Genomic DNA, 15,974 nt, shown 5'->3' on the forward strand with positions numbered 1-15,974 from the left:
TTCAGGCCGCCGCACGCGCCTGCGGTATCGACTGCAGACGGAACGCGCCCACTGCTTCGGCCAGGGCATGTACCTGCGCCTGCATCTGCGCAGTCGAGGCACCGGCCTCTTCCACCAGGCTGGCGTTGCGCTGGGTGCTGGCTTCCATCTGCACGATGGTCTGGTTCACCTGGGCGATGCCGGCATGCTGGTCCTGCGACGCACTGCGGATGCCAGCCAGCAGGTCGGCCAGCTGCTGCACGCTGCCGACGATCTCGCCCATCGTGGTGCCGGCCTGCTCGGCCTGCCGGTTGCCCTGCCCGACGCGCGCCACCGAATCCTCGATCAGGCCCTTGATCTGCTTGGCCGCCTCGGCACTGCGCTGCGCCAGCAGGCGTACTTCGGCAGCCACCACGGCGAAGCTGCGGCCCTGCTCGCCGGCGCGCGCCGCTTCCACCGCCGCGTTGAGCGCAAGGATGTTGGTCTGGAAGGCGATGCCATCAATCAGCTGGGTGATGTCACCGATCCGCCGTGACGCTTCACTGATGCCATGCATGGTTGCCACCACCTGGCCAACAGCCTCACCGCCGCGCTGCGCCACTGCTGCCGCGCCCTGCACCAGGGCATCGGCGCGACCGGCGGCATCGGCGTTGCGGCCAACGGTGTCGGTCAGCTCATGCATCGACGCTGCGGTCTCTTCCAGGTTGGCGGCCTGTTGCTCGGTGCGCTGCGACAGATCGTGATGACCGGCAACGATCTCACCGACACCGGTATCGAGGCTGGACGTGGCCTGCTGGATGCGGGTGACGATGCGGCCCAGCTGCGCGACGGTGGCATTGGCATCGTCCCGCATGCGCGCGAACACGCCCTGCAGGTCCCCCTCCATGCGCACGCTGAGGTCGCCGCGGGCCAGTGCAGCGAGCAGTGCCTGCAGGTCACCGAGGTTGGTTTCAAAGGTGGCCAGCAGGCGATTGATGCTGGTCGACAACGTGCGCACGAAGCCCTGCTTGCCCTCCAGCGCGATACGGCCATGCAGGTCACCGTGTGCCGCCGCATCGACCAGGGCAGCCACTTCGGTTTCCAGCAGCGTCTCCAGCGCACGACTGCGCCATTCCACCGCTACGCCGAGGAACTGCCCTTCGTCGATGATGGGGTTGGCAATCAGCTGGTAGCGCACACCGACATGACCGATCTCGCGCTCCTCGCGCTGACGCACGCCGGCCAGGCTGGCCAACGCCGGATGCAGGCGCACTGCATCGCTGCCCACCAGGTCTTCGAGCTGGCGTTCGAGTTGCTGCAGCAGTGCCGGATTGACGTAGGCCACCTGGCCCTCGGCATCGATCACCATCAGCCCGGTCTGCGCGCTGTCCAGCGCCTGGCGCACGCGGGTATTGCCGCGCGCACCGGCACGCTCGGTCTCGATGCGCGCACGCAGGCGCTGCTGCATGTCGACCAGGCGCTGTGCCAGCTGTCCGATCTCGTCGTTGGCGTTGTACACGCGCAGGGTGGTATCCAGGCGGTCGTCGGCGATATCGCTGGCGAAACGCAGGGTGTCCTGGATCGGCTGGCGCACCGCACGCAGCACCAGCACCAGGCTGGTGATCAACACGCCGGCGACCAGCAGCAGGGTCACTGCGAACAGCACGCTCATGGTGCGCGTGCCGGCCTGCTGGCGCGCCTGTGCCTCGGCCAGCACCGCCATCTGGGCCTGCTGGAAGGCGGCCAGCGCCGGCGCCACGCCTGCGGCGGTATCCAGCAACGATTGCGCCTCCACATCCAGGCCAACGCGGGCGGCGGTATAGCCCAGCAACGCGACCTGATAGGCCTCCATGCCGTTGCGAAGGGCATCCTGCGCATCGGTCGGCAGGCCCACCAGCGCGAGATCGAACGGCAGTTTCTCTTCGCTCGCACGGTCGGCATGGGTGGAATCGCCATCGAGCAGCAGCAGCGCCTCCTGTCGGCGCATCTTCTGCAGGGACAACGCCAACGAAGGCCGCTGCAGCGCATCCACCTGCGCCTGCAGGGTGTCGGCGGCCTGCTGCAGCTGCGCGGCGAGGCCGGCATCGCCACGACCCATCTCATCGACGCGTTCGAACAGGGCGGCCACACCCTGCGAGAATGCACCGGCAGCTTCGGTCAGCGCCTGCAGCGCCTTGCGCCGGCCGGCATCCATCGGCATCGCGCGCAGCGCCTGAAGATCGGCCTGCAGCGCCTTCTGCGTCGCCAGCAGCTGCGCGCGGTCGGCATCGTCGAAACTGCGTGCATACTGGGTCTGCAGACGACGCGCCTCGGCCACCCGTGTCGCCAGGCTCGCGGCCAGATCGCTGCCGTGCTGGTAGCTGGCCTGGCTGCGTGCCGCCTGCGTGCTGGCATGGCCGGTCCAGGCGTAGACCGCAGCGATCGCGATCAGGCCCAGGCCACAGACCCACAGGGTCGCCTTGAGCTTGTTGGCTACGCTGAGCCGGTGCGGCTGCAGCCACAGCAGCAGGCCGGGGGACGCCGAGCGCAGCGCGGCAAGCCGCATGCGCAGGGACCGGAGGTGGGGGGCAACGGCCGACATGACAGACTCCAGGCGGAAGGACGCACCTGTATCGGCTGGAAATGGAGCAACTTTAGGGCGTTCTTGGTGCAGTTCCACCGATTGCTGGCGGACGCGGCCTTTGTACCCGGCACAGGCGACGGGGGGATGACACCCGCGCAGTGCTTGACCTCAACCCCGGTTGGGGGAGCACAGTGGACCTCCCTCCCCGCCCGGTGCCCCCATGACGACGCTCGATGTCCCCCGCTACCTGCAACGCCTGCAGCTGGATGCACCGCCACCGCTGACGCTGGCGGGCCTGACGCTGCTGCAGCAGCGCCACAACGCACTGCTGCCGTTCGAAACCCTCAGCTGCCTGCTGCGCGATGCAGTGCCGATCGACCTGGACAGCGTGCAGCGCAAGCTGCTCGACGACCACCGTGGCGGCTACTGCTTCGAACTCAATGGCGGCCTGCTGGCGCTGCTGCAGGCGCTGGGCTTCGATGCGCAGCCGTTGAGCGCGCGCGTGCTGCTGGCCGCCCAGGACGGCGAACTGACCGCACGGACCCACCTGCTGCTGCGCGTGCAGGTGGACGGCGATGACTGGCTGGTGGATGCCGGTTTCGGCAGCCTGACCCCGACCGTGCCGCTGCGCCTGCGTGATCCACAGCCGCAGGCCACGCCTCACGAGCGCTTCCTGCTGCAGCGCCTGCCCGGCGAGGGGGATTTCGTGCTGTCCGCCGAGTCCAGCGATGGCTGGCGGGCGATGTATCGCTTCGACCTGCACGCGCCGGCACCGATCGACAACGTGGTGGGCAACTGGTACGTGTGCACCCATCCCGATTCCAGTTTCCCCGGCCAGCTGCGCGCGTCACTGACCGGGCCGGACTGGCGACGCACCATCGGCAGCGGCAACTACACCGAGTACCGCCCTGGCCAGGCACCGGACAAGCGCCCGCTGCATGATGTTGGCGACGTGCGCGAAGTGTTGCAGCAACGCTTCGGCATGCAGTTGCCGGACGATCCACGGCTGGATCCGGCGATCAACGACTGGCTGCAGCGCTCGCGTGCCGCGACCCACGTGTAGCGTCGAGCCATGCTCGACTGCTGTTGGCGGCGCGGGGAACGCGTCAGTCGAGCATCGCTCGACGCTACAGAACCGCGCGCGCCTGCAATGCGATCCGGTTGCCTTCGCTGTCGCGGATCTCGGCCACGCGCCAGTCGCCGGCATCGGCCGGGCCGAAGCGCAGCTCGGCCCCTGCCTGCAGCGCACGCTCGAGGCTGGCATCCAGGTCATCGACGCCGATATAGATGCGCGCGCCCTGTTCGGAGGGCCGGTAGTCCGCACCCTGCACCAGCGACATGCTGGCGCCGGCGGCCTCATCGGCAAACGGCAGGTACGCCATCCTGCAGTCATGCAGCAGGATCGGTTCGTCCACCGCCACCTGCAGCCATTGCTGGTAGAACGTGATGGCCCGGACCAGGTCAGTGACCGGTATCTCAACGTGCAGGATGGGGTTCATCGCCGCAGGATAACCGGATACTGACACGGCCTTGCAGGGCGGCACTGGCATGCTGGGGCGCCCTTTCCCCGCGGAGTCCTGCATGTCCCTGGCCGATCATCGTAGTGCGCTGGCACCGCTGGGCTACCTGCGCGTGGCCATCAACCTGGGCAACCCGGTGCTGGCACAGGGCGATGCGCGCTCCCCGCGCGGGCCGTCGCTGGAACTGGCCACGGCATTGGCGCAGCGCATGGGCGTGCAGGCACGCTTCACCTGCCACGACTCAGCGGCCTCGGTGGTCGCTGCGGCCAGCGAGGATGCCTGGGACCTGGCCTTCCTGGCCATCGATCCGGCGCGTGCCGACCGCATCGCCTTCAGTGCCGCCTATGTGGAGATCGAAGGCACCTACCTGGTGCGCGAGGACAGCCCTGCGCAGCAGGTGGCCGACCTGGACCGCGATGGCCTGCGCATCGCGGTCGGTCGTGGCGCGGCCTACGACCTGTTCCTCAGCCGCGAACTGCGCCACGCCAAGATCGAGCGGGCCGAGACGTCGGCGGCGGCGATCACCCTGTTCGAGCAGCAGCGCCTGGATGCCGCCGCCGGCGTGCGCCAACCGTTGGCGGCATGGGCACAGGCCCATCCCGGCCACCGCGTACTGGCCGACCGCTTCACCGCGATCCAGCAGGCGGTCGCGGCGCCGGCCTCGCGCCCGGCCGATGCATTGCAGGCGCTGTTCGAGGACGTGGAGGCGATCAAGGCAGGCTCGTTGCTGGGCGAAGCCTTCGCCCGTGCCGGGCAGGCGGTTACGTTGGTACGGTGAATGCCGCGCACACGCAGTCGAGCATGGCCCAACGCTAAAGATGTGCGTCTGCCATGTGCCGCACGTGCTCGGCGGCCTGCGCATGCAGCCAGTCGCGGAACGCGAGGAAGCCACGATGGCGGGCCGAGCGCTGCGGGTAGACCAGCCAATGCGGCCAGGCGGTTTTCAGTCGCAGGCTGGACAGCGCCACCAGTTGGCCGGAATCCAGCAGCAGGCGCGCCCGCGTCACCCGTCCCAGCGCCACGCCTACCCCGTCCAGCGCCGCGCGGTGGTGCGCCTCCGAATCATCCAGCACCGCCACGAAGCGCGGCGGCGGGTTCTGTCCACTCAGCGCGAACCAGGCGCCCCACGCTCCATCGGGATCCCCCAACAGCGGCCACTGGTTCAGCGGCACGCGGTCGATCCCTCCCATGCGTTCGATCAGCGCCGGGCTGGCCATCGGCAGCAGCCACTCGTCGAACAGCGGCTCCACCACCAGGCCCGGCCACTGCCCGCTGCCCAGCCGCAGCGCGGCATCGAACTGGCGCTGCCGCTCGAAATCAACCAGGCGCTCACTTGACTGCAGGTTGATCTCGATCTGCGGGTGCTCGGCCACGAAGTGCCCCAGCCGCGGCACCAGCCACGCCGACGCCATCGACGGTACCGCGCTGATCGTCAGCACGTGCTCGGCGCGTGCGGCATAGGGCTGGAAGGCCTCGTTGATCGCATCCAGATGCGGGCCGACCTGGTCGAGCAGGCGCTGCCCCTCCAGCGTGAGGGTGACGCCACGCGGCTGGCGGACCAGCAACGGCTGCCCCAGCCGCTCTTCCAGCTGGCGCATCTGATGGCTGAGCGCACTGACGGTCAGGTTCATCGACGCCGCCGCGCGCGACAGGTTGCCGAGCCGGGCGGCAGCCACGAAACCCTGCAGGGCATGAAGGGGCGGACGGGACATAAGGCTTGAATTCCTCTCAAGGCATGCTTGCGGAAATGTCGCTTTTTGCCCTTCCATGCTGCCCGTATCGTGCAATCCACTCAAGTGGAGGCACGCTCATGAACATCTACGGCAGCCTGTTGTTCCTGCACGGCCACGTGGCCAGCGCCGAGCTGGCACGGCAGCTTGCCAGCCCGTCCACACCTGCCCCGCAGTGCCCGCGGCAACCGGCTGCGCCGGTTCAGCCGCCGCGAGCCCGTTGAGCGCCCCTCAGCCTGCATACCAGCGCTGGACGTGTTCAGGCAGCCACGGGGTCGGATCGATATCCAATGCCCGACAACCGTCGAGGGTGTCACGCAGCACGCCCTCGCCGGGGCCACCGGGCATCCGCAGGCCCTCCTCTTCCGGAAGCTGCACCGCAGCCCAGTCGTGCAGCCGATCCAGGCGCAGGCGCAGGGCGGCCCGCAGCCACGCCTTCAATGGATAACAGCGATAGCCTTGTTCGCCCAACGCGGCAATCGCAAGCGACAAAGCCTGGTTGGCACCACGTACCCATTCGGTGCGCCCCCCAGCCTTGTCCTGGACCGTCATCGGCGCCGGCGCGCGGTGCGCCTTGAACGGCGAACGCAGCTGCAGTTCCAGATCTCTTGCATCGCGCTCGCTTTCCGCTTCCACCAGTGCACCGGCGTCGAGATCGAAGAACTCGAACCAACGCCGGTGCAATGCGCTGATGCGTCCGAGCGGATCACGCGAGAAACCGATCTTCGCGTAGTCTTCCCACGCACAGGGGAAGACGTAGGCGAAGACACGACCGTCGATGCGGATATCCGACTGCATGTGCGCAGGCTGCCTCGACGACAGCCCGGGTGCAACCGGGCGTTACCGTGGACGCTGCAGTGCCTCCTGCACCGCCGCAGCCACGTCGGTGTTGTCGATGTAGCTGCCGTCATTCCAGCGCACGTGCTGGCGGTAACCGGCATCGACGCCCCGTACGCGCTTTCCAAGCAGCTCCGCACCTGCGCCCTTGGCCCACAGCGGCACCAGCGCATTGGAGTGGTTGCCGGTGGGCCGGAAGCTCATCCCCGGCATGCGTCCACGGCCGTTGTTGCGTACCGGCGCGAAGGCAACGTTCTGTGCATCCGGGCCCATCGGCATGCTGTTGTCATGGTCAGTGGTGACGATCAGCAGGTTGCGCTCCCAACCGCCGTTGCGCTCGATCCATTCAACCACTGCTGCCACTGCGTCGTTGAACTCCACGGTTTCCTCGATCAGGCGGCCGTACTGCGGCTGGTCGCTGCATTGGCCGTAGTGCCATTCGGTGCCGCAGGCGCTGGTGTGCGCGGCCCAGTCGGTGGCACCGCCTTCCACCATCAGGAACAGGCCCTTGGCCGAACGCTGCTGCAGGAACCGCAGCGCGCCACGCGTCATGGTCGCAAGATCGGGCACGCTGTCGATCTTCCTCACACCGGAAGGCGTGGCCGCATCCTTGTCCAGCACCTGCAGCTGGCGCGCCTGCTGGAGCGTATTGGCCACGCGCGGCACGCCGATCAGCGGCCGGTCGGCCGGCAACCGACCCTGCGCCAATGCAGTGAACTCTTCCTTGCTGCGGATCAGGCGCCACGGCCCCGCCGGATTGCCGGCAATGGTGCTGCCCGCTTCCAGCTGCTGCCAATCCTGCGGGGAGACCCATTCCCACGGGTTCGCGCAGCCCTCGGCCTTCGCCGAGCCGGCCCCCTCGTCACAGGCGTGACCATCAACGCTGTAGCCGGGACCGCCGGTGCCCATCACCAGGTCCATGTGGCCCTGCGCCAGCATCTGGTGCGCAATCGCGTGATAGTTGTTGCGCGATTCGTTCTGCGCCGCGAACGCCGCCGGCGTTGCATGCGCGAACGGCACCGAGGTCACCACGCCGGTCGCCATGCCCAGGCGCTTGGCGCGCAGCGTATTGAACTCGACCGGATTGCCATCGTTGTTGAAGTTGATGGCGTTGTTGTAGGTCTTGATGCCAGAGGACAACGCCGTACCGGCCGCAGCACTGTCGGTCGCGACTGCCGCCAGGTACTGGTAGCCGACGAACGGCAGGTCCTGCGCCGGCACCGGTTCGCTGTCCCAGGCCTTGCCCGCGTCGTAGCCCAGGGTCTGTGCGTTGTCGCGGGTCGGCTGGCTGCTGACGTTCAACGGGAAGGTGGTGACCGCCAGACGCTGCGGGAAATCCGCATATGGCGCGCCTTCGCGGCTGCCGTATTGCCAGTAGGCGGCGGCGTCCCAGGTGCCCCATCCGGCACCGTCATTGATCATCACGATCACGTTGTGCGGGCGCGCTGCGGCGGTGGGAACAGCATCGGCGCGCAGGTTGGGCTGGCAGCCACCCAGCGCGGCCAGCGCAAGCAGCAGCGAGGAATGGAGCCAGCGGCGTGGCATGCGTGCAGTCATCGGAGATCCCGTCGGGCCAGCGGCGGCCCACAATAACGGTACGTTATATCGTTTCAATATTGCAGCTTCATGCAGCCGCCGCGGGCTATCCTGCAGGCCTTCCTCCATCACCGCATCCATGCCGTCTCCTGCTCCTGCACGCGCGCCGTTGTCCTCGATCACCCTCGATGCGGCAACCTTCGCGGTGATCCACCAGCACAACGCGGACATCGCGCGGCAACCGGCCTCGCTGACCAAGCTGATGACCGCCTACGCCGCTTACGAATGCGTCGAAGAGAACGGTCGTGCGTGGGACGAAGTGGTCACCATCGCTGCCGAAGATGTGCATGCGGTGGCCGAGGATGAAACGCGCATGGGCCTGGCGCCCGGCGAAACGGTCAGCCTGGCACGCCTGCTGGAAGGGTTGATGATCGTCTCCGGCAATGATGCGGCGCTGGCCATCGCGCGCCATCTGGACGGATCACAACCCGCATTCCTGGACCGCATGAACCGGCACGCGCGCCAGCTCGGCCTGCGCAGCACGTGGTTCGCCAGCGTGTCCGGCATCACCACCGCGCACCATGCCTCCAGCGCGCGCGACATGGCGGTACTCGCCGCCTGCCTGCTGAATGACCATCCGCAGATACTGGCAATCACCGCGCAGCGCGCGTTCGCGCATGGCAGCTTCAGCCGCAGCAACCAGAACGCCCTGCTTGGCGAAAACGGCGTGGATGGATTGAAGACCGGCTACACCCAGGCAGCAGGCTTCTGCCTGGCCGCCACCGCATGCCGGTCAGTGCCCGGGCGGGATCAGCCGGTACGCCTGATCACCGTGGTGCTGGGTTCTGAAAGCCGTGACGCACGCGATGCCCTTGTGCGCGAGCGTCTGGCCGCCGGGTTCACAGCGCTGGCCGGCAACACCGCCGACGCCTGAGCGGCTCAGCGCCGCTTGACCGTCGCCACGATCAAGCGCTGCAGCTCGGCCTCGGCGTCGGCCTTGTCCAGCGCGCCTGCTGCCACGGCTTCGGACAGGGCCTCGGCCGCACCGAGAATCGCCCAGCACCCGGCCAGTGGCACCGTGCCGTCGGCCGCAAATGGGCCCAGCCAGATGTCGCAGTTGTCGATGAAATCCTGCTGGTAGCGCCGCCTCACCTCGCGCAGTTCGGGTGCACCGACCAGCGCGGCAAGGATGCCCTGCACTTCGCTGCCCTGGCTGAGGATGCAGTCGATGTAGCCGGAGGCGATTGCCGCCGCACGATCGGCCAACTGCGCCCGGGCGCGGCCGATGCGCTCGTTGAAGACCATCGTCTGGCGACCGTCGTAGTCATCGTAGAGCGCGGCCAGCAGCCCATTGCGGGTCACGAAGTGATCGTAGGCCACCGGCTTGGTCACACCCGCAGCCTCGGCCAGCCGCCCCAGCGTCAGCGCATCGGTACCTTCGTCGCCGACCAGCGCCCAGGCCACGTCCAGCAACTGGCGGGCGCGTTGCTCACGGGTCAATCGGCGGCGCGTGGGTGCGGCGTTGGCAGGCATCGGTGGAGCACGGCGGTCAGCGCATCGGAGTACCGATTTTACGGCCGATCGCCAGCGCGGTCTGCAGATGCGCTTCGGCTGTACCGGAATCGGCGTCCAGCAGCAGGTCGGACGACAGCACGCGCGCGCCGCAGTAGTCGAAGATGCCCATGTCGATCTGGGTCTTCATCGCCGCACCGTAGCCGCGCCGTTCGATCATGTCCGCGCCGGCCCCGCCGATGCCGACCAGGTGCACGCGCAACCGCTGCAGCTTTTTCTGCACCTTGCCATCGGCACCGTCCTGGTAGGCCCAGCCCTGGGTGAACACACGATCGATCCAGCCCTTCAGCAGCGCGGGGAACGACCACCAGTACAACGGGTAGACCAGTACCAACGTGTCGGCAGCCTCCAGCCGCGCCTGCTCGGCGGCGACGTCGGCCGGCGTTGCGCCGGTGCCACGGAACAGCGCGTGGTCCTGCATGTTGAAGCGCGGATCGAAGCCTTCGGCCATCAGATCGGCGTGGGTCACGCGGTTGGCGGCGTCCGACGCGATGATGGCTTCGCCGATGCACCTGGCGATGGCATGGGTCAACGCGGCGGATTCAGGATGGGCGGTAACGATGAGGGTGTGCATGGGGGATGTCCGGAATTCACTAACTACCAATAGTAAGTAGTGACGCCCGGGATACCAGCACCATGCGTGGGACGCTGTTTCCGCATCCACCGTATAGTGCGGCGGTTCCCGCTGAGATACCCGACGATGCACCGATATCTGCTTGCCCTTCTGCTGGCCCTGCCCATGGCAATGGCCGTTGCGCCAGCGCTGGCCGGTGAACTCAGTCCGGAAGACTCGGCTGCATTGCGCAAGGAGGTGCAGGCGATGATGGACGCCTTCGCCCGGGGCGATACCGAGCTGATCATCGCGCGCACCCATCCCAGCCTGAAGCAGCTGGCTGGCGGCGACGAGGCCTTTGCGCGGGCGACCCGCGACACGGTGAAGGCGCTGCGCAAGGCCGGCGTCACCATCATCAGCGACGAGGCGGGCGTGCCAGGCCGCACCTATGCGGCCGGTGACGAGGAAGTCTGCTTCGTACCGCGCCAGTCGCTGCTGCGCGTGCGCGAGGCGCCGATGCGCAGCACGTCATTCATGGTCGCTGTGCGGAGCGTCGGTACCACGCAATGGCGCTATCTGGATGGCGCCGCGCTGCCGGACAACCCCGGGCTGTTGCAGCAGCTGCTGCCCGACCTGGAACCGGGCGTGGTCCTGCCGGAGAGTGAGACGGAAGCGCTGTAGGCGTAGGCGCATCCATCCACGCATGGCGTGGATCCACTGTCCCTGCTGGCCAGAGTCCGCACCGGGGTTTCCGTCAACGGAACAGCGCGTTCAACGCCGCACCCGAGGCCGCCTGCTGCAGGCCATCGAAGCGGCCGTCCTGCGCGATCGGCTGGGTCGCCTGCATCAGCCCACCCCACGCCGCACGCGCCAGCGCACCGCCCAGGCTGACCCGGCGCACGCCGAGTGCGGCGATGTCCTGCAGGCTCAGCGGTGTCGGTCCACCGACCAGCAGGTTCACCGGCTTCGGCCCCGCAGCGGCGACCACCGCGCTGATCTGTTCACGCGTGCTGATGCCCGGTGCATACAGCACATCGGCGCCGGCCTCGGCGTAGGCGCGCAGGCGCTGCAGGGTGTCCTGCAGATCCGGCACGCCGACGAAGAAGTTCTCGGCCCGCCCGACCAGCAGCACATCGCCACCCGCGTGGTCGATGGCCGCACGTGCCGCGCGCAGTCGCTCGACCGCCTGCCCGATCGGCCGCAGCGGCGCATCAGCTACGCCACTGGCATCCTCGATCGACAACGCCGCGATGCCGGTATCGATCGCCGCCGCCACCGCCTCCCCCACTGCCTGTGGCGTGGCGCCGAAGCCATCACCGAAATCGGCGTTCAACGGCAGCGGTGTCGCTGCCGCCATCAGCCGCAGATGTTCCAGCGTGGCCTGCAGCGAAACCGCCCCATCCGGCCGCCCTTCACTCCAGGCGCAGCCGGCACTGGTCGTGGCCAGTGCCTGGAAGCCCTGCCGCTGCAGGTAGCGTGCACTGCCCACGTCCCACGGATTGGGCAGGACGAAGCACCCTGCTGCATGCAGCTGGCGGAAGGCCGCGCGCTTGCGTTGGGTATCGGCATCGGACGAGGTCATGGCGGGCTCCGGGGCGGCAGACCTGCACCCTAGCCCGCCGCCCGGTCGCGCTCAATGGCGATGAAGGCAGCCGTGCATGAGGTGATGCCGCCTGCTTATTGGACGCTGTGGATGCAGGTGCCCGAGCGTGCTTGCCTGCCCACACAATGCCGCCACGGAGCCCTTCATGCACCCGGACCCGCCGACCCTCATCGACGCCGGCGACGATGACGCCCACTGGGCCGACCTGCTCTCGCCCGCACGGCGTCGCCTGATCGCCTCGGCCGGACTGGCCGCCGGTGGGCTGGCCAGCGCGTCGACCGCCACCGCAGCCGCGCGCAGCGACAGCACGGTGAACACCACCGAACCCGGGCGCCCTGGCTTCCGCACCATCATCCCGCCGGCGCCGGAGGGCCGCAGCCCCTGGGGCCAGGCCACCGCCAGCGAACCGACCCCGCGCCCGGCCAGCGTGCGCCCCGGCGAGGCCACGCTGCCCACCCGGCCACGCGCCTACACCGCCATCAAGAGCTACCACGCGCATATCTACTTCGACGAGGACAGCTTCGAGAAGGCCGCGCTGCTGCGGCGCTGGGCCGCCGAGCGCTTCCCGGTCGAGCTGGGCAACTGGAACCTTGAGCCGCGCGGACCGCACGTCACTCCCTCGTTCTATTTCGGCTTCACCAACGACCTGCTGCCGGTGCTGGTGCCCTGGCTGCAGCTCAACAGCCTGGGGCTGACCATCCTGATCCACCCCAACACCGGTGATGGCCGCGCCGACCATCTGTATTACGCGTTATGGGTGAATCGCGCGCAGCCGGTGAACGCCTACAACTGGCCGACGCCGAAGCCGGGGGAACGGGAGCCGCTGGAGGAGGTGTTCCCGAACGTGGTGCCGACAGTGCCGCTGGAGACCTGAGCGGGTGCGTGGCGGGGGCGGTGGGTGGCGTGCAGCGCGCCTCGGGCTGCCCCTCGGTGGGTGCGTAGCTTGCTGCGCACCGAACTTCCTTCATCCACGCATGGCGTGGATCCGCCGCATCACGGCCCATTGCGGCATCGGTCAGCGCCCAGCCTTGCCGGCATCGTCGGCCTACGTGCCAGCATCCCCGGCCAGCACCACGTTCAGCGCGCCTTGATCCAGCGCCCGCCATACGGCCACAAGCACTCCGGCAGATTTCAAACGATCGATTGAAACGCTGCAAACTTCGCCGAACTGGACAGCATCCGCCGGTTCCGCCAGACTGCCGCCCTTTCCCGTCTTCCGGATCCCATGGCGAAGCTGCTGGTCCTGCACGGCCCCAACCTCAACCTGCTCGGCACCCGCGAGCCGGAGGTCTACGGCCACACCACGCTGGCCGACATCGACCAGGCCCTGGCTGCCCAGGCATCGGCCGCCGGGCACACCGTGGACAGCCTGCAGTCCAACGCCGAGCATGTGCTGGTGGACCGCGTGCAGGCCGCGCGCAGTGACGGAACCGCTTTCATCCTGATCAACCCCGCCGCCTTCACCCACACCTCGGTGGCCCTGCGCGATGCGCTGGCGGCGGTGGCGGTGCCGTTCATCGAGATCCACCTGTCCAACCCGCATACCCGCGAGCCGTTCCGCCAGCACAGCTACTTCAGTGACAAGGCCGTGGGCGTGGTATGCGGCTTCGGTGCCGACAGCTACCGCTACGCGATGGACGCGGCACTGCTGCGCGTGCAGGCGGCCAGCGCGTGAAGATGCTGCCGCGCGTGCTCGCCGGCGTTGTGGCGTGGGCCGGCATCTACGGTGCCGCCGCCGCGTTCGACCGCAAGGACGAAGGCATCGACTGCGCCCATCCGGGTACCACGATGGAGAGCGACCTGTGCGCCTCGGACGTGGCCGCCGCCGCTGATGCCGAACTCAATACCGTCTATGCACAGGCGCGTCGCCAGCTGCGTACCCCGGCCCGCGGTGGCACCTGCAGCTATTGCGGCGATGCCGAGCAGGAGCTGGTACTGGCCCAGCGTGCCTGGATCCAGCTGCGCGACCACGACTGCAACGCGGTCTATGCCCTCAATTCCGATGGCACGGCACGCAACGGCGCACAGATGCGCTGCCTGACCACCCTCGCGCGCGACCGTACGCGGCAGCTGCGCGAGTTCTACGAACTGCTTTGACCCGAGCGCGATGCGCTTCCCACCACACTGACATCACGAGCAAAGAGGCCACCATGGATCTCCGCAAAATCAAGAAGCTGATCGACCTGCTGGAAGAGTCGAACCTGGCTGAAATCGAAATCAAGGAAGGCGAAGAGTCGGTGCGCCTGTCGCGCGCCCCGGTGGCCGGCTATGCCGCCCCGATTGCGGCCCCGGTGTATGCCGCTCCGGCCGCTCCGGCGCCGCAGGCGATGCCGATGCAGTCGCCGACCGAAGCCTCCACCGGCGGCACCGCCAAGCCGGGCCCGGCGCTGCCGGAAGGCCACGTGCTGCGCTCGCCGATGGTCGGCACCTTCTACGCCTCGTCCGCCCCGGACAAGCCGGCCTTCGTCACCGTTGGCCAGCAGGTCAAGGAAGGCGAAACCCTGGCCATCATCGAAGCGATGAAGATGTTCAACCCGATCGAAGCCGACAAGTCCGGCACCATCGTCGCCATCCTCGGCGAGAACGGCCAGCCGGTGGAATTCGACCAGCCGCTGTTCGTGATCGGCTGAGGGGCACGCCATGCTCGACAAAGTCGTCATCGCCAACCGAGGGGAAATCGCGCTGCGCATCCTGCGCGCGTGCCATACCCTCGGCATCCGCACGGTGGCCGTGCACTCCACGGTCGACCGCAACCTCAAGCACGTGGCCATGGCCGATGAGTCGGTCTGCATCGGTCCGGCGCCGTCGCCGCAGAGCTACCTCAACATCCCGGCACTGATCGCCGCGGCGGAAGTCACCGACGCCCAGGCCATCCACCCGGGTTACGGCTTCCTGTCGGAGAACGCCGACTTCGCCGAGCGTGTGGAAGAGTCCGGCTTCATCTTCATCGGCCCCAAGGCCGACACCATCCGCATGATGGGTGACAAGGTCGAAGCCATCCGCGCGATGAAGTCCGCCGGCGTACCGTGCGTGCCCGGCTCGGGCGGCCCGCTGGGCGAGGACATCGTCGCCAACACCAAGATCGCCCGTGAGATCGGCTACCCGGTCATCATCAAGGCGGCCGGTGGCGGCGGTGGCCGCGGCATGCGCGTGGTGCACGCCGAAGCCTCGCTGAAGACCTCGATCGAAACCACCAAGAGCGAGGCCAAGGCCGCGTTCGGCAATGGCGAGGTCTACATGGAAAAGTTCCTGGAAAATCCGCGCCACGTGGAGATCCAGGTGCTGGCCGACGGCCAGGGCAACGCCATCCACCTGGGTGAGCGTGACTGCTCGATGCAGCGCCGCCACCAGAAGGTGGTGGAAGAAGCACCGGCACCGGGCATCAGCGCCGAGCAGCGCGAGCAGATCGGCAAGGTGTGCACCGAAGCCTGCGTGCGCATCGGTTACCGCGGTGCCGGCACGTTCGAGTTCCTGTACGAGGACGGCCGCTTCTACTTCATCGAAATGAACACCCGCATCCAGGTGGAGCATCCGGTCACCGAAATGGTCACCGGCATCGACCTGGTGGCCGAGCAGCTGAAGATCGCCGCCGGCCAGAAGCTGTCGATCAAGCAGAGCGACGTGGTGCTGACCGGCCATGCCATCGAATGCCGCATCAACGCCGAAGACGCCGAGACCTTCGTGCCGAGCCCGGGCACCATCACCGGCTTCCATCCGCCGGGTGGCCCCGGCGTGCGCGTGGATACCCACATCTACAGTGGCTACCGCGTGCCGTCGAACTACGACTCGATGATCGGCAAGCTGATCGTGCACGGCCCGGACCGCGAAACCGCCATCGCCCGCATGCGGGTGGCACTGAGCGAAATGGTGGTCGATGGCATCAAGACCAACATCGCCCTGCAGCAGCGGATCATGCGTGACAAGGGCTTCCAGGCCGGTGGCCAGAACATCCACTACCTGGAAAAGCGCCTTGCCGAGCGCAAGAACAAGCCGATCGCACTGACCTGATCGGCGCCAGGTGCTGGACATGAAAAGGGCGGGGATCTCCCCGCCCTTTTCTGTTTCTGTAGAGCCGAGCCCATGCTCGGCTTGCCGGAAAGCA

At 68.0% G+C, this 15,974-nt stretch carries 18 protein-coding genes; 10 read left to right on the forward strand and 8 right to left on the reverse strand.

Translation table 11 applies throughout. The annotated features are described in order from the left end of the window. Position 1: 1 nt before the first annotated feature. Entirely contained in the window at positions 2–2,539 is a 2,538-nt protein-coding gene (locus tag ACZK1G_RS19985; RefSeq protein ID WP_101766163.1) for a methyl-accepting chemotaxis protein, read from the reverse strand. A 202-nt stretch (positions 2,540–2,741) separates the two neighbouring features. Here ACZK1G_RS19985 and ACZK1G_RS19990 point away from each other — a divergent pair, with 202 nt between their 5' ends. Beyond that, positions 2,742–3,584 (forward strand): arylamine N-acetyltransferase family protein, encoded by an 843-nt coding sequence (locus ACZK1G_RS19990; protein ID WP_101766164.1) that lies wholly within the window; start codon positions 2,742–2,744, stop codon positions 3,582–3,584. Between the two features lie 64 nt (positions 3,585–3,648). On the opposite strand, the gene ACZK1G_RS19995 is transcribed toward ACZK1G_RS19990, so the two are convergent. Then, entirely contained in the window at positions 3,649–4,020 is a 372-nt protein-coding gene (locus ACZK1G_RS19995; protein ID WP_101766165.1) for a VOC family protein, read from the reverse strand. Between the two features lie 82 nt (positions 4,021–4,102). Here ACZK1G_RS19995 and ACZK1G_RS20000 point away from each other — a divergent pair, with 82 nt between their 5' ends. Further along, positions 4,103–4,819 (forward strand): transporter substrate-binding domain-containing protein, encoded by a 717-nt coding sequence (locus ACZK1G_RS20000; RefSeq protein ID WP_101766166.1) that lies wholly within the window; start codon positions 4,103–4,105, stop codon positions 4,817–4,819. A gap of 34 nt (positions 4,820–4,853) precedes the next feature. Here ACZK1G_RS20000 and ACZK1G_RS20005 read toward each other — a convergent pair whose 3' ends face one another. Further along, entirely contained in the window at positions 4,854–5,753 is a 900-nt protein-coding gene (locus ACZK1G_RS20005; RefSeq protein WP_101766167.1) for a LysR substrate-binding domain-containing protein, read from the reverse strand. A 98-nt stretch (positions 5,754–5,851) separates the two neighbouring features. Here ACZK1G_RS20005 and ACZK1G_RS20010 point away from each other — a divergent pair, with 98 nt between their 5' ends. Continuing rightward, positions 5,852–5,995 carry a hypothetical protein gene (locus ACZK1G_RS20010; RefSeq protein ID WP_182474401.1) on the forward strand — a complete coding sequence of 48 codons (144 nt, stop codon included), beginning with the start codon at positions 5,852–5,854 and terminating at the stop codon, positions 5,993–5,995. A gap of 7 nt (positions 5,996–6,002) precedes the next feature. Here the strand turns inward: ACZK1G_RS20010 and ACZK1G_RS20015 are convergent, their stop codons facing one another. Together ACZK1G_RS20015 and ACZK1G_RS20020 are read right to left on the reverse strand one after the other, a co-directional pair. Further along, positions 6,003–6,569 (reverse strand): GIY-YIG nuclease family protein, encoded by a 567-nt coding sequence (locus ACZK1G_RS20015; protein ID WP_101766168.1) that lies wholly within the window; start codon positions 6,567–6,569, stop codon positions 6,003–6,005. A gap of 42 nt (positions 6,570–6,611) precedes the next feature. Continuing rightward, on the reverse strand, positions 6,612–8,165 hold the full coding sequence (locus ACZK1G_RS20020) for an alkaline phosphatase (RefSeq protein ID WP_101766169.1): 1,554 nt from the start codon (positions 8,163–8,165) through the stop codon (positions 6,612–6,614). A 118-nt stretch (positions 8,166–8,283) separates the two neighbouring features. Between ACZK1G_RS20020 and ACZK1G_RS20025 the strand changes: the two genes are divergently transcribed. Beyond that, positions 8,284–9,078, forward strand: coding sequence for a D-alanyl-D-alanine carboxypeptidase family protein (locus ACZK1G_RS20025; protein ID WP_101766170.1), 795 nt, complete (start codon positions 8,284–8,286; stop codon positions 9,076–9,078). 5 nt (positions 9,079–9,083) lie between these two features. Here ACZK1G_RS20025 and ACZK1G_RS20030 read toward each other — a convergent pair whose 3' ends face one another. Beyond that, positions 9,084–9,677 (reverse strand): TetR/AcrR family transcriptional regulator, encoded by a 594-nt coding sequence (locus ACZK1G_RS20030; protein WP_101766171.1) that lies wholly within the window; start codon positions 9,675–9,677, stop codon positions 9,084–9,086. 16 nt (positions 9,678–9,693) lie between these two features. Continuing rightward, positions 9,694–10,290 (reverse strand): NAD(P)H-dependent oxidoreductase, encoded by a 597-nt coding sequence (locus tag ACZK1G_RS20035; protein WP_101766172.1) that lies wholly within the window; start codon positions 10,288–10,290, stop codon positions 9,694–9,696. A 126-nt stretch (positions 10,291–10,416) separates the two neighbouring features. Here ACZK1G_RS20035 and ACZK1G_RS20040 point away from each other — a divergent pair, with 126 nt between their 5' ends. After that, complete coding sequence (locus ACZK1G_RS20040; protein WP_101766173.1) at positions 10,417–10,950, forward strand: hypothetical protein; 534 nt, start codon at positions 10,417–10,419, stop codon at positions 10,948–10,950. 73 nt (positions 10,951–11,023) lie between these two features. Here ACZK1G_RS20040 and ACZK1G_RS20045 read toward each other — a convergent pair whose 3' ends face one another. Then, on the reverse strand, positions 11,024–11,851 hold the full coding sequence (locus ACZK1G_RS20045) for an isocitrate lyase/PEP mutase family protein (RefSeq protein ID WP_049443250.1): 828 nt from the start codon (positions 11,849–11,851) through the stop codon (positions 11,024–11,026). A 166-nt stretch (positions 11,852–12,017) separates the two neighbouring features. Here ACZK1G_RS20045 and ACZK1G_RS20050 point away from each other — a divergent pair, with 166 nt between their 5' ends. The 5 genes from ACZK1G_RS20050 (at position 12,018) to accC (ending at position 15,880) form a co-directional block, all read left to right on the forward strand. Next, on the forward strand, positions 12,018–12,746 hold the full coding sequence (locus ACZK1G_RS20050; protein WP_049443249.1) for a DOPA 4,5-dioxygenase family protein: 729 nt from the start codon (positions 12,018–12,020) through the stop codon (positions 12,744–12,746). A gap of 351 nt (positions 12,747–13,097) precedes the next feature. Beyond that, entirely contained in the window at positions 13,098–13,547 is a 450-nt protein-coding gene (gene aroQ / locus ACZK1G_RS20055) for a type II 3-dehydroquinate dehydratase (protein ID WP_014038684.1), read from the forward strand. Positions 13,548–13,549: 2 nt separating this feature from the next. Further along, on the forward strand, positions 13,550–13,969 hold the full coding sequence (locus ACZK1G_RS20060; RefSeq protein WP_049443320.1) for a lysozyme inhibitor LprI family protein: 420 nt from the start codon (positions 13,550–13,552) through the stop codon (positions 13,967–13,969). Positions 13,970–14,022: 53 nt separating this feature from the next. Further along, positions 14,023–14,502, forward strand: a complete 480-nt coding sequence (gene accB / locus ACZK1G_RS20065; protein ID WP_049443248.1) for an acetyl-CoA carboxylase biotin carboxyl carrier protein — start codon at positions 14,023–14,025, stop codon at positions 14,500–14,502. A gap of 10 nt (positions 14,503–14,512) precedes the next feature. Beyond that, positions 14,513–15,880: an acetyl-CoA carboxylase biotin carboxylase subunit gene (gene accC, locus ACZK1G_RS20070; RefSeq protein WP_006473295.1), complete on the forward strand. Its 1,368-nt coding sequence runs from the start codon at positions 14,513–14,515 to the stop codon at positions 15,878–15,880. Positions 15,881–15,974: the final 94 nt, after the last annotated feature.

The organism is Stenotrophomonas sp. 109824_Sma (assembly GCF_056480025.1).